This is a genomic window from Blautia intestinihominis, from assembly GCF_040096655.1.
Lineage (GTDB): Bacteria > Bacillota > Clostridia > Lachnospirales > Lachnospiraceae > Blautia_A > Blautia_A intestinihominis.
In genome coordinates, this window is sequence record NZ_JBBMEI010000088.1 from 1 (window position 1) to 12,463 (window position 12,463).

13 protein-coding genes and 1 pseudogene are annotated in these 12,463 nt (G+C 44.0%); 13 read left to right on the forward strand and 1 reads right to left on the reverse strand.

The window, feature by feature from the left end; genetic code table 11:
• A partial coding sequence (locus WMO75_RS16955; protein ID WP_349078579.1) for a YARHG domain-containing protein occupies positions 1-410 on the forward strand: 410 nt, incomplete at its 5' end.
• 109 nt (positions 411-519) lie between these two features.
• On the opposite strand, the gene WMO75_RS16960 is transcribed toward WMO75_RS16955, so the two are convergent.
• The gene (locus WMO75_RS16960; protein WP_118698731.1) at positions 520-753 is read right to left on the reverse strand and encodes a helix-turn-helix domain-containing protein; all 234 of its coding nucleotides are present in this window, start codon (positions 751-753) and stop codon (positions 520-522) included.
• Between the two features lie 670 nt (positions 754-1,423).
• Between WMO75_RS16960 and WMO75_RS16965 the strand changes: the two genes are divergently transcribed.
• The 12 genes and pseudogenes from WMO75_RS16965 to WMO75_RS17020 all read left to right on the forward strand — a co-directional run.
• Positions 1,424-2,371 (forward strand): L-lactate dehydrogenase, encoded by a 948-nt coding sequence (locus tag WMO75_RS16965; RefSeq protein ID WP_227222249.1) that lies wholly within the window; start codon positions 1,424-1,426, stop codon positions 2,369-2,371.
• Between the two features lie 84 nt (positions 2,372-2,455).
• Positions 2,456-3,250, forward strand: a complete 795-nt coding sequence (locus WMO75_RS16970) for a CoB--CoM heterodisulfide reductase iron-sulfur subunit B family protein (RefSeq protein ID WP_118698729.1) — start codon at positions 2,456-2,458, stop codon at positions 3,248-3,250.
• Entirely contained in the window at positions 3,250-3,651 is a 402-nt protein-coding gene (locus tag WMO75_RS16975; protein WP_161285236.1) for a 4Fe-4S dicluster domain-containing protein, read from the forward strand. The genes WMO75_RS16970 and WMO75_RS16975 overlap by 1 nt, the downstream gene beginning before the upstream one ends.
• Positions 3,652-3,658: 7 nt before the next feature.
• Complete coding sequence (locus tag WMO75_RS16980) at positions 3,659-5,647, forward strand: 4Fe-4S binding protein (RefSeq protein WP_349078581.1); 1,989 nt, start codon at positions 3,659-3,661, stop codon at positions 5,645-5,647.
• A complete protein-coding gene (locus tag WMO75_RS16985; RefSeq protein ID WP_118698726.1) occupies positions 5,638-6,081 on the forward strand; it encodes a hydrogenase iron-sulfur subunit in 444 nt (147 codons plus the stop codon). Before WMO75_RS16980 ends, WMO75_RS16985 begins: the two co-directional genes overlap by 10 nt.
• Positions 6,069-7,043 carry a 4Fe-4S dicluster domain-containing protein gene (locus WMO75_RS16990; RefSeq protein WP_349078583.1) on the forward strand — a complete coding sequence of 325 codons (975 nt, stop codon included), beginning with the start codon at positions 6,069-6,071 and terminating at the stop codon, positions 7,041-7,043. Before WMO75_RS16985 ends, WMO75_RS16990 begins: the two co-directional genes overlap by 13 nt.
• 3 nt (positions 7,044-7,046) lie before the next feature.
• Complete coding sequence (locus WMO75_RS16995) at positions 7,047-8,087, forward strand: 4Fe-4S dicluster domain-containing protein (RefSeq protein WP_227222247.1); 1,041 nt, start codon at positions 7,047-7,049, stop codon at positions 8,085-8,087.
• Positions 8,087-8,941: an FAD/NAD(P)-binding protein gene (locus tag WMO75_RS17000; RefSeq protein WP_118698723.1), complete on the forward strand. Its 855-nt coding sequence runs from the start codon at positions 8,087-8,089 to the stop codon at positions 8,939-8,941. The genes WMO75_RS16995 and WMO75_RS17000 overlap by 1 nt, the downstream gene beginning before the upstream one ends.
• Positions 8,942-8,979: 38 nt before the next feature.
• Positions 8,980-9,654, forward strand: a complete 675-nt coding sequence (locus WMO75_RS17005) for a 2Fe-2S iron-sulfur cluster-binding protein (protein ID WP_118698722.1) — start codon at positions 8,980-8,982, stop codon at positions 9,652-9,654.
• 15 nt (positions 9,655-9,669) lie between these two features.
• Positions 9,670-11,283, forward strand: a complete 1,614-nt coding sequence (locus tag WMO75_RS17010) for an FAD-dependent oxidoreductase (protein ID WP_227222246.1) — start codon at positions 9,670-9,672, stop codon at positions 11,281-11,283.
• 23 nt (positions 11,284-11,306) lie between these two features.
• Positions 11,307-12,149, forward strand: a complete 843-nt coding sequence (locus tag WMO75_RS17015) for a fumarate hydratase (RefSeq protein ID WP_227222245.1) — start codon at positions 11,307-11,309, stop codon at positions 12,147-12,149.
• 2 nt (positions 12,150-12,151) lie between these two features.
• Positions 12,152-12,457 (forward strand): annotated as a pseudogene (locus WMO75_RS17020) (fumarate hydratase C-terminal domain-containing protein); the annotation flags it as partial.
• Positions 12,458-12,463: the final 6 nt, after the last annotated feature.

Sequence of the window (12,463 nt, forward strand, 5' to 3'; positions counted from 1 at the left end):
GCGTTTATCCGAACGTGAACTGCATCATGAGCAGAGATCAGGTATATCTTGAACCGGACCCGACAGCGACACCGATACCGGAGGAAGAACCGGACCCGACACAGACGGATACACAGACAGGAGAGTACTTTTTCCCGGACAGTGACAGTCGTTATCTGACAGATGAGGAAGTAGCTGTGTACAGTTCGGACCAGCTTGAACTGGCGAAGAATGAGATTTATGCCCGTCATGGCAGACAGTTTGTCACACAGTATATTTCAGATTATTTCAACAGTAAGTCCTGGTATCAGGGAACCATAGATCCGGATACTTTTGATGCACAGCAGGATTCGATCTTTAATGAATATGAGATGGCAAATATTTCCAAGATCGCAGAGTGGGAAGAACGAAAATCCGGTGAGGGGAATTAAATGACGAGCGTGCTGCTGGCTCCGTTTCATAAGTAATGAAAGAAAAAGCACCCGTTTGACATACAGAAAAGATGTGTATGTCAGGCGGGTGTTTTTGACCGCAGATTCATTATTTGGCTGCTTTGAGTGGCTTGATCGGCTCTTTGTTATCTGTTCGTCCTACAAGATAATCAATGGTGGTATCGTAGTAATCTGCAAGACGGATCAGCATTTCAACCGGAATTCCACGGGAACCTGTCTCGTAGTGAGAGTAAGAACGCTGGCTGATATGAAGGACTTCGCCAAGCTGTTTCTGGGACAGGTCAGAATCAATTCGGAGATCCTGAATACGTTGATATTTCATGAGAACACCTCCTTAGTTTCTATAAGTATAAAGCAGACCGAAATGTGCTGGTGAATTTGGAGCAAAATGGACTCTGTAAGTTGTGCCGGATGCAATGCAGAGGTTGTATTGCCATCCACTACGCAGTCGAGAAGCTGAAGAACATTATAAAATTATACGCCCTTTAATTCTATTAACGCAGCAATAGATTTGGATTCTGAGAAAGCCTCTCCGATAGCTATTTTTTTCCGGAGAGACTTTTAACAAAACAATCGAAAATTATCCTGAAATTTTGTGCAATATGTAAAACCACTTGAAAATGATAAAAAAATTCAAAAATATGTTGTTAAAAGATTGTCATTGTGGTATTTTAAATGAAGCGGAGAAAACAATATTTTATGCGGAAACAAAGAGGGAAAAGTCCTTTGTTGAAAAAGTTTGTGAAAAAACACAATGTGACATGACTTAACCCAGGAAAACAGAGTGGGATTACGTCCGTGTTCCTGGGTTAGGCCATGTCGCAAGGCAGAAAATAGAGTTTAAACCGCTTTTTTTCTAAATGCGATTGTTAAAAAATAAACAAAAAACAAAGAGCATCACACAGGGAAAACTACTAAATCCCACGGAAAAAACAAACAAATTCCAGGGGAAAGACGGTATAATCCCACAAACCCCATGAAAGGAGTTTATTATGAGCAGCAAAATTACTATTATCGGAGCTGGAAGCGTTGGATCTACAATTGCCTATACACTGGCACATGATGAGATTGCTTCTGAGATTGTTCTGATTGACATCAACAAAGAAAAGGTGGAAGGAGAGGTTATGGACATTGAGCAGGGAACCTGCTTCAGAAGTCCCGTATCCCTGACCGCAGGAGATTATGCAGATGCAAAAGATTCCGACATTGTAATCATCACATCCGGAATTGCCCGTAAACCTGGGCAGACCCGAATTGAACTTACTCAGACAAATGTTAATATTCTGAAGAGCATTACTCCTCAGATTGTAAAAGAAGCTCCAAATGCAAAGTATATCATCGTAAGTAATCCGGTAGATATTATGACTTATGTATTTACCAAGATTTCCGGTCTTTCGGAGAATCAGATCATGGGATCCGGAACCATCCTTGACACAGCCAGACTTCGCTATGGACTTTCCGAGCACTTTAAAGTTGCACAGAGAAATATCCATGCTTATGTATTTGGTGAGCATGGTGACACTTCCTTTATTCCATGGACAAGTGCTTACATTTCCGGTTTGAGCGCAGATGAATATTACGAAGAAATGAAAGCGTATGGCAAGGAAATAGAACCATTAGACAAAGAAGCTATGCTGGAATATGTACAGAAATCCGGCGGACAGGTTATTGCAAAGAAAGGTGCGACCTTCTATGCAGTATCTGCAACTGTTTGTCAGCTGGTTGGTCTGATTCTGGCTGCCTCTGATTCTCTTGCAACTGTATCCTCTATGCTTCATGGAGAGTATGGAATCGAAGATGTATGCCTTAGCACCCTTACTCTTGTAGGACCAAATGGAATTCAGGGAAAAGTCCAGATGCGTATGAACAATGAGGAAGTAGCACTTCTTAAGAAGAGTGCAGAAGCATTAAAAGAAGTAATCGCACAGATCGAGCTTTAATAATACCAGCAAAGATACCCCGGCTTCTTTTTTAAAAACGATAAGTCGGGTTCCACTTTGCCTGAGCAAGAAAGGAAAAGAAGCATGAAGTACAGTTATTATCCAGGATGTACCCTGAAGAATAAAGCAAAAGATCTGGATGAATATGCCAGAGCTTCTGCAAAAGCACTGGGCTTCGAAATGGAAGAGATCAAAGACTGGCAGTGCTGCGGCGGAGTATATCCCCTTGGCAGCGACGAGATTGCCACCAAGCTTTCTTCCGTCCGTGCTTTAAATGATGCAAAAGAAAAAGGACAGGATCTGATCACAGTCTGTTCAGCTTGTCATCATGTGCTTAAACGTGTGAACGATGACATGAAAAATGTGGAAGATATTTGCACAAGAGCAAACAATTATCTGAAACTGGATGCCCCGTATGAAGGAGAGACAAATGTCCTTCATTATCTGGAGGTTCTTCGTGATGAAGTAGGATTTGATGAAATCAAGAAGAAAGTTGTCAATCCGTTAAAGGGTAAAAAAATCGGTGCTTATTATGGATGTCTTCTTTTAAGACCGGGAAAGATCATGGCATTTGATAATCCGGAAAACCCGACTATCATGGAAGAGTTCATCCGTGCTCTTGGAGCAGAACCGGTTATTTATCCATACCGCAATGAGTGCTGCGGCGGTTATATTTCCCTGAAGGAAAAAGATATGGCACAGAACATGTGTGAAAAGATCATGGACAGTGCAAAAGGGTTCGAAGCAGACATGCTGATCACAGCCTGTCCTCTTTGTATGTATAATCTTAGAAAGAACGGAAATGGTGCTCTTCCTGTTTACTATTTTACAGAACTTCTTGCAGAAGCTCTTGGGGTAAAAGAGGAGGTGGCGAAGTAATGGCTTATACATATGGAAATGCCCAGAATGCAGCTGAAAGAATCAAAGAGATTTCAGGAGTAAATCCCCTGAAATGTATGAAATGCGGTAAATGCTCCGCAACCTGTCCTGCATTTAATGAAATGGATATTAAACCTCACCAGTTTGTAACTTATGTACAGAATGGCGATATAGACGCACTTGCACAGTCCAAATCCTTATGGAAATGTCTTTCCTGTTTTGCCTGTGTAGAGCGCTGCCCAAGAGATGTAAAACCAGGAAAACTGATTGATGCTGCCAGACAGCTGGTTGTCCGTGAACGAGGCCAGAACTACCTGGAGGCAGACGAGATTCCGGAACTGATCGATGAGGAAACACCTCAGCAGCTCCTGGTAAGTGCATTCAGAAGATACAGGAGGTGAGAGAAAAGTGCAGAGAATAGGTGTATTTGTATGTCATTGTGGTACCAACATTGCAGCCACAGTTGATGTAAAAAAAGTAGTGGAAATGGCTGCAAAGGAGCCAGGTGTCGTTCATGCTGAAGACTATCAGTATATGTGTTCTGAAGCTGGACAGGCAAAAATTATCAATGCCATCCATGAAAAAAATCTGACAGGAATCGTTGTATGTTCCTGTTCCCCGCGTATGCATGAAGCTACCTTCCGCAAGGCAGCAGCAAAGGCGGGATTAAACCCATATATGGTAGAGATTGCTAATATTCGTGAGCATTGTTCCTGGATCCACAAGGATATGGAGGAAGCTACCTTAAAGGCAGTGATCCTTGCAAGAGCAGCAATCGCAAAAGTAAATTTAGATGCTCCTCTTCAGCCGGGAGAGAGTCTTGTAACAAAACGTGCACTTGTAATCGGCGGTGGTATCGCAGGAATCCAGTCTGCACTTGATATTGCAGAAGCCGGCTATGAGGTTGATATTGTTGAGAAGCTTCCAAGTATTGGCGGAAGAATGTCACAGCTTGATAAGACATTCCCAACACTTGACTGTTCTGCATGTATTCTTACTCCCAAAATGGTAGAGGCTGCAGTACATGAGAAAATCAATATTTATACATATAGTGAAGTTGAAAAGGTAAGCGGATTTGTGGGTGACTTCACAGTTGATATTCGTAAGAAAGCAAGAAGTGTGGATATGAGTAAATGTACCGGCTGCGGTGTTTGCTCTGAGAAATGTCCATCTAAGAAAAATGCAAATGAATTTAACCGCGGACTGAATAACAGAAGTGCTATTTATATTCCGTTTGCCCAGGCAATTCCAAATGTTCCGGTTATTGACCGTGAGAATTGTATTAAATTCAAAACCGGAAAATGCGGTGCCTGTTCCAAGGTTTGTGCAGCAGGTGCAATCGACTATGAGCAGAAGGATGAGATTGTTACACAGAAATACGGCGCAATTGTAGTTGCAACCGGTTTCGATGTAATCCCTCTTGATAAATATGATGAGTATGCATACAGCCAGAGTAAGGATGTTATCACATCCCTTGAGCTTGAGCGTATCATGAATGCGGCAGGACCTACAAAGGGTCATCTTGAGAGACTTTCTGATGGAAAAGCTCCTAAGAATATTGTATTCGTACAGTGTGTCGGAAGTCGTTGCTCTGATGAGAGGGGAAAGAGCTACTGCTCCAAGATCTGTTGTATGTATACTGCAAAGCATGCAATGCTGATCCGCGATAAATATCCGGATACAAACGTAACCGTATTCTATATTGATGTCCGTACTCCGGGTAAGAACTTCGATGAGTTTTATAGAAGAGCTGTTGAAGATTACGGTGTTAATTATGTAAAAGGTCAGGTTGGAAAGGTTATTCCGCAGCCGGATGGAACTCTTATGGTTCAGGCTTCTGATCTCCTTGAAAACAAACAGATTCATATGGAAGCAGACATGGTAGTTCTTGCAGCGGCTATTGAGCCAAATAAGGATGTGAGAAAAATTGCAACCATGCTTACCGCAAGCATTGATACCAACAATTTCCTTACAGAGGCACATGCAAAGCTTCGTCCGGTAGAGTCTCCTACAGCTGGTATTTTCCTTTCCGGTGTATGCCAGGGACCGAAGGATATTCCGGAAACAGTAGCACAGGCTGGTGCAGCAGCAGTAAAGGCAATCGGCCTTCTTGCAAAAGATAAGCTGACAACTAATCCATGTACTGCTCATTCTGACGAGCTTCTTTGCAACGGATGCTCTCAGTGTGCAAATGTGTGTCCATATGGTGCTATTTCCTATGAGGAAAAACAGGTAAATGACCACGGAATCCGTGAAACAAGAAGAATTGCAGTAGTAAACAATGCTCTTTGCCAGGGCTGCGGTGCATGTACCGTAACCTGTCCATCAGGAGCAATGGATCTGCAGGGATTCTCCAACAGACAGATTTTAGCGGAGGTAGATGCAATATGTCGATAGAAGAAAAAGAAGAATTCAGACCCAAGATCGTGGCATTCTGCTGTAACTGGTGCAGCTACGCAGGTGCAGACCTTGCAGGAAGCAGCCGTCTTTCCTACCCGGCTGATGTAAAGATTATTCGTGTGCCATGCTCTTGCCGTGTAAATCCAATGTTCATCCTCCGTGCCTTTGAAAAGGGTGCTGACGGAGTGATCATGTGTGGCTGTCATCCGGGAGACTGTCATTACACAACAGGAAATTATTATGCAAGAAGACGTATGACCCTTCTTTTCTCCATGTTGGATTTCATTGGTGTAGAAAACGGACGTACCCGTGTAGAGTGGGTATCTGCCGCTGAAGGTGTAAAATTCTCCCAGACCATGAATGAGTTTGTGGAAAAAATTTATTCTTTGGGTAAAAACGTCAGATTGGAGGATTTAAGATGCAGGAACTGATCACCCGTGCAAAAGAACTGCTGGCTGATGGAACCGTAGTGCGTGTTCTTGGCTGGAAAGCTGGAGACCTGTCTTACAATCCGGAAGCAGCATATTTTGAAACAGCAGAAAGCCTGGATGAATTTGTTTACAATGGCTTCTGCGGACAGAACTTAAGTAAAATGATGATCGAGGCTTCCAAATTAGAGGGAAAAACCCTTGTCTGTCTGAAGCCTTGTGATACCTATAGCTTTAACCAGCTGATCAAAGAACATCGCGTGGATCGTGAAAAGGCCTATATTATTGGTGTTGGATGCAAAGGAAAGCTGAATGTGGAGAAGCTTCGAGAAATGGGAATCAAGGGAATCAAAAGTATTTCCGGAGCAGAGCTTACAGATGCCTGTGAGGAGCTTCATATTTCCACAATCTATGGTGACAAGACCGTAGCCTACAAGGAGGCAATGCTGGAGCGCTGCCATGTATGCAAGGGAAAAGAGCATATGATCTATGATGAGATCATCGGCGAGTCCAAGGATACAAAGGATGCAGACCGTTTTGCAGAAGTTGAGAAAATTGAGAAAATGAGCCCGGAAGACCGTTTTGCATTTTTCCAGAAGGAGCTCAGTAAATGTATCCGCTGCAACGCATGCCGCAATGCATGTCCGGCCTGTAGCTGCCGTAAATGTGTGTTCGACAGCACCAAGTTTGACAGTGCCCAGAAGGCAAACGTGGATTCCTTTGAAGAAAAAATGTTCCACATTATCCGTGCATTCCACGTTGCAGGAAGATGTACAGACTGTGGCGAGTGCAGCCGTGTTTGTCCGCAGGGGATTCCGCTTCACCTGTTTAATCGTAAATTTATCAAAGATATTGATACCTTCTACGGCGAATATCAGGCAGGAGCAGATGTCCAGTCAAAAGGCCCGCTGACCAGCTTTACATTTGATGATGTAGAGCCAGGTGTAGTGGCAGAAAGGGGATAATGTATGTATAAGATTGAAAAAGAAAATCTGGAAGCATTATTCCGGAAAATCGCAGAAAGCCAGGATCTGATCATTCCGATCAAAAAGGCAGGACAGACCAACTTCGGCCTTTGGAATGAAGGAGAAGAGGCTGATCTTGATACACTGAAAACCGTAAAATCCGGTAAAGATGCCTTTTTCCCACAGAGCGAAACTCTTTATACCTGCGTTCGTGATGGAAAGAAGCTGACTGTTGAACCGGAAGAGCTTAGAAGCAGTCCTTTCGTTGTATTTGGCATGAAAGCCTGCGATGTAAAGGGTATGGAAGTGTTGGATAAGGTTTTCCTTGCAGATCCTATTGACACTTTTTATGCTGCAAGAAGAGACCATGGAACTATCGTTGCAATGGCATGCCATGAACCGGAGGAGTCCTGTTTCTGTAAGGTTTTTGGAACAGATGCAGCAGATCCTGCAGCTGATGTGGCTGTCTGGATGGTAGAAGGAACACTTTACTGGAAAGCAATCAGTGAAAAAGGTCAGGCTCTTACAGAAGCAGTTAAAGACCTTCTTACAGATGCAGATGCCTCTGATGAAGCAAAGGTTTCTGCTGAAAAAGAAGCAATCCATAATATTGTAGAACAGCTTCCATATACACATCTTTCTCTGGAAGGATGGGATGGAAATGCAACCGATGAGAAGTTTAATTCTCCTGTATGGGAGACTTTATATAAACCATGCCTGGCATGCGGAACCTGTACTTTTGTATGCCCTACCTGCCAGTGCTATGACATCAAGGATTACGACACAGGACACGGTGTAAAACGTTATCGCTGCTGGGATTCCTGTATGTATTCTGACTTCACAATGATGGCTCATGGAAATAACCGTACCAGCCAGATGCAGAGATTCCGTCAGAGATTCATGCATAAGCTTGTCTATTTCCCGGCTAACAATAATGGCATGTATTCCTGTGTGGGATGCGGCCGTTGCGTGGAAAAATGCCCGTCATCACTGAATATCGTGAAGGTGATCAAGGCTTTTGAAAAGCATGGAGGTGAAAAGTAATGAGCGAATGTACCTGTCATAAAAACTACACACTGGATACGTTGATCCCACAGGTTGGCGTGATCACAGACATTCATGAGGAGACTCCGGATGTAAAAACCTTCTGCGTAACTGCACCGGACGGAGGCAAGCTTTTCGAGCATATGCCAGGTCAGTGTGCAATGGTTTGTGCACCAGGAGTAAGTGAGGGTATGTTTTCCATTACCTCTTCTCCTACAAACAAAGAATATCAGGAATTTAGTATCAAAAGATGCGGAGATCTGACCTCTTATCTGCACAGCCTTCAGGTTGGTGATGAGATCACAGTCCGAGGACCATACGGAAACCATTTCCCGGTAGAAGATAAGCTGAAAGGCAAAAATCTTCTGTTTATTGCCGGAGGTATTGGTCTTGCACCGCTTCGTTCCGTAATTAATTACGTGCTGGACAACCGGGATGACTATGGTACTGTAGATATTCTTTACGGTTCTCGTTCTGCAGACGATCTTGTAAAATTAAAAGAGATCCAGGAAGTCTGGATGAATGCAAAAGATGTAAATGTATACCTGACCATTGACCGTGAGCAGGAAGGCTGGGACGGACATGTTGGCTTCGTACCTACATACCTGAAAGAAATCGGTTTTGATACAAATAAAGTAGCCCTTGTCTGCGGACCGCCAATCATGATCAAGTTCGTACTTCAGGGACTGGAAGAACTTGGATTTACAAGAACTCAGGTTTATACAACATTGGAGCTTCGTATGAAATGCGGTGTTGGTAAATGCGGACGCTGCAATATTGGATCTAAGTACGTATGTAAGGATGGTCCGGTATTCAGAATGGACGAAATTGACCAGTTACCGGATGAGTACTAAGCAAATAATTGACAATCAGAAGAAAGGAACAACCCAACATGGAAAATATGGTAAACGTATATTTCTTCGGTAAAAAATACACTGTACCTGCAGACCTGACCATTATGACAGCTATGGAATATGCAGGCTACACCTTAAAAAGAGGCTGCGGCTGCCGTCATGGATTCTGCGGTGCCTGCGCAACCATTTACAGAATCAAAGGGGATAACGAACTGAAAACCTGTCTTGCCTGTCAGACACAGGTACAGGAAGGCATGTATGTGGCAAGCATCCCATTCTTCCCTACTGACAAGAGACTTTATAATATGGAAGAGCTTCAGCCGAACCAGCAGGTAATGATGGAACTTTATCCTGAAATTTACAGCTGTATCGGATGTAATGCATGCACAAAAGCATGTACCCAGGACTTAAATGTAATGCAGTATATTGCATATGCACAGAGAGGCGAGCTTGAGAAATGCGCTGAGGAATCCTTTGACTGTGTAAGCTGCGGATGCTGTTCCGTAAGATGCCCGGCTGGTATTTCTCATCCAATGGTTGGTCTTCTGGCAAGACGTCTCACAGGTAAATACATTGCCCCGAAGAGCGAACACCTTGCAAAACGTGTGGAAGAGATTCACGAGGGTAAATATGATGACCTGATCGAGCAGATCATGCAGAAACCGATCACTGACATGCAGGAACTTTACAACAACAGAGAAATTGAGAAATAAGGAGGGCGTAAAAACATGTATGCACCATATCCAGAAAATATGATGGAATCCATCAAAAAGGTAGAGGCTACAAGAGCAGAGCGTATGGCAACAGAGCCAAAACGTCTGACCGCTGACGAGAAAGACGCTCTTCTTAAGGAATTCCATCCGGATTATAACCCAGATGCATTTGCCGAAATCAAGGTAGGACCAAACAAAGGTCAGAAAGCACCACTTGAACTGGCAGAAATGCTTCATTCCGAAAGCCGTTTGCTGAACGAAAAAATTGACCTTAACAAAATCGATTATGATGTAGATGTACTTGTAATCGGCGGCGGCGGTGCAGGCTCCTCCTGTGCCATCGAAGCCCACAATGCAGGTGCTGACGTTATGATCGTCACAAAGCTTCGTATTGGTGATGCCAACACCATGATGGCAGAGGGCGGAATCCAGGCAGCAGATAAAGAAAACGATTCTCCTGTACAGCACTATCTGGACTGCTTCGGCGGCGGACATTTTGCTGCAAAGCCTGAGCTGGTAAAGAGACTTGTAATGGAAGCTCCTGATGCCATCAAATGGCTGAATGATCTTGGCGTTGAATTTGATAAAGAAGAAGACGGAACCATGATCACAACACATGGCGGCGGTACTTCCAGAAAGAGAATGCATGCTGCAAAGGACTATTCCGGATCCGAGATCATGCGTACCATCAGAGATGAGGTTATCAACCTTGGTATTCCTGTAGTTGAGTTCACTTCTGCTGTTGAGCTTCTGAAGGACGAAAAGGGACAGGCAGCAGGTGCTGTTCTTCTCAACATGGAAACAGGAGATTACTCTGTTGCAAGAGCAAAGACTGTAGTAATCGCAACAGGTGGTGCAGGAAGAATGCATTATCAGGGATTCCCGACATCTAACCACTACGGTGCAACTGCAGATGGTCTTGTGCTTGGATACAGAGCAGGTGCTTCTCTTCTTTACCAGGATTCCATTCAGTATCATCCAACCGGTGCAATCTATCCGTCACAGATCCTTGGTGCACTGGTAACCGAGAAGGTTCGTTCCGTTGGCGCACAGCTTGTAAACGTAAACGGAGAAGCTTATATCCATCCACTTGAAACACGTGATGTAAACGCTTCTGGTGTTATCCGTGAATGTGAAGAAGGCCGTGGCGTGGAAGTTCCGGGCGGATTAAAAGGTGTATGGCTTGATACTCCAATGATCGAGATTCTTGGAGGCGAAGGCACCATCGAAAAGAGAATTCCGGCTATGTTCCGTATGTACATGAACTATGGCATTGATATGCGAAAAGTGCCGATCGTGATCTATCCAACACTTCATTATCAGAATGGTGGTCTGGAAATCGACGGAGACGGATTTACAAAGGAAATTCCAAACCTTTTAGTTGCGGGAGAAGCAGCAGGCGGAATCCACGGAAGAAACAGACTGATGGGTAACTCTCTTCTGGATGTAATCGTATTTGGAAGAAATGCCGGTAAAAAAGCAGCTGCAAAATGCAAAGACGTAGAACTTGGAGAAATGAATCTGAATCACGTTTATGCATATGAAGAAGAACTGAAAGAAGCAGATGTACATACTGATAAGGTATCTCCATTACTGCTTCCGAAATACGCTCGTCACGAACAGCGATAAGAAAAAGAAGGGAGCTTACCAAAATGCGTGAAGTAGAAGTAAGCAGACTTACAGATGTCATTGAAAAACTCTGTATCGAAGCAAATGAACATCTTCCGGAAGATGTAAAATGCGCCATCAAAACATGCCGTGCATGCGAAGACGGAGAAATCGCCAAGGGTGTCCTTGACAATATTATTGAGAACTTTGATATTGCCGATAAGGAGAATGTGCCGATCTGCCAGGATACCGGAATGGCATGTGTATTTCTGGAAATCGGACAGGATGTACACTTTGTAGGCGGGGATTTCACTGATGCCATCAATGAAGGTGTACGTCGTGGATACGACAAAGGATATTTAAGAAAATCTGTAGTAAAGGATCCCGTACGTCGCGGAAATACAGGAGATAACACACCGGCTATGATCTATACAGAGATCGTTCCGGGAGATCAGGTTAAGATCACAGTAGGTCCAAAAGGCTTCGGAAGTGAGAATATGAGTATGATCCGTATGTTTAAGCCGTCTGCAGGACTTCAGGGAATCAAGGATTTCATTTTGGAAGTAGTAGAGACAGCTGGTCCTAATCCATGTCCTCCTATGGTAGTCGGAGTCGGAATCGGCGGAACCTTTGACAAATGTGCTCTTCTTGCAAAGAAAGCACTGATGCGTCCTCTGGATTCCCACAACCCAGATCCATTTTACGCAGATCTTGAGAACGAAATGCTTGAGAAGGTGAATAAGCTTGGAATCGGACCTCAGGGCTTTGGCGGAAAGACCACTGCCATCGGTCTGAATATTGAAACAATGCCTACACACATTGCGGGAATGCCGTGTGCAGTTAATATCAACTGTCATGTAACCCGTCACAAAACGGAGGTGATCTGATCATGGAAAAAAGAAAAATTACACTGCCCCTGACAAAAGAACTGGCAAAGACTCTTCATGCAGGAGATCAGGTTCTTCTTACAGGAACTATCTACACCTCCCGTGATGCAGGTCATAAGCGTATGTGTGAAGCTCTTGCAAGGGGAGAGAAGATCCCGTTTGACCCAACAGATGCAACAATCTATTATGTAGGACCGACTCCTGCAAAACCAGGAGCAGTAATCGGTTCCGCAGGGCCTACAACTTCTGGAAGGCGTGCTCCTTTTCCGATCATACCGCGTGCTCCTACTGACATCATAGTCGGTGCATAGGCA

Coding starts and splice junctions, on each gene's coding strand:
- WMO75_RS16960 (WP_118698731.1), bottom strand. CDS start 753: ATGAAATATCAACGTATTCAGGATCTCCGAATTGATTCTGACCTGTCC.
- WMO75_RS16965 (WP_227222249.1), top strand. CDS start 1,424: ATGAGCAGCAAAATTACTATTATCGGAGCTGGAAGCGTTGGATCTACA.
- WMO75_RS16970 (WP_118698729.1), top strand. CDS start 2,456: ATGAAGTACAGTTATTATCCAGGATGTACCCTGAAGAATAAAGCAAAA.
- WMO75_RS16975 (WP_161285236.1), top strand. CDS start 3,250: ATGGCTTATACATATGGAAATGCCCAGAATGCAGCTGAAAGAATCAAA.
- WMO75_RS16985 (WP_118698726.1), top strand. CDS start 5,638: ATGTCGATAGAAGAAAAAGAAGAATTCAGACCCAAGATCGTGGCATTC.
- WMO75_RS16990 (WP_349078583.1), top strand. CDS start 6,069: ATGCAGGAACTGATCACCCGTGCAAAAGAACTGCTGGCTGATGGAACC.
- WMO75_RS16995 (WP_227222247.1), top strand. CDS start 7,047: ATGTATAAGATTGAAAAAGAAAATCTGGAAGCATTATTCCGGAAAATC.
- WMO75_RS17000 (WP_118698723.1), top strand. CDS start 8,087: ATGAGCGAATGTACCTGTCATAAAAACTACACACTGGATACGTTGATC.
- WMO75_RS17005 (WP_118698722.1), top strand. CDS start 8,980: ATGGAAAATATGGTAAACGTATATTTCTTCGGTAAAAAATACACTGTA.
- WMO75_RS17010 (WP_227222246.1), top strand. CDS start 9,670: ATGTATGCACCATATCCAGAAAATATGATGGAATCCATCAAAAAGGTA.
- WMO75_RS17015 (WP_227222245.1), top strand. CDS start 11,307: ATGCGTGAAGTAGAAGTAAGCAGACTTACAGATGTCATTGAAAAACTC.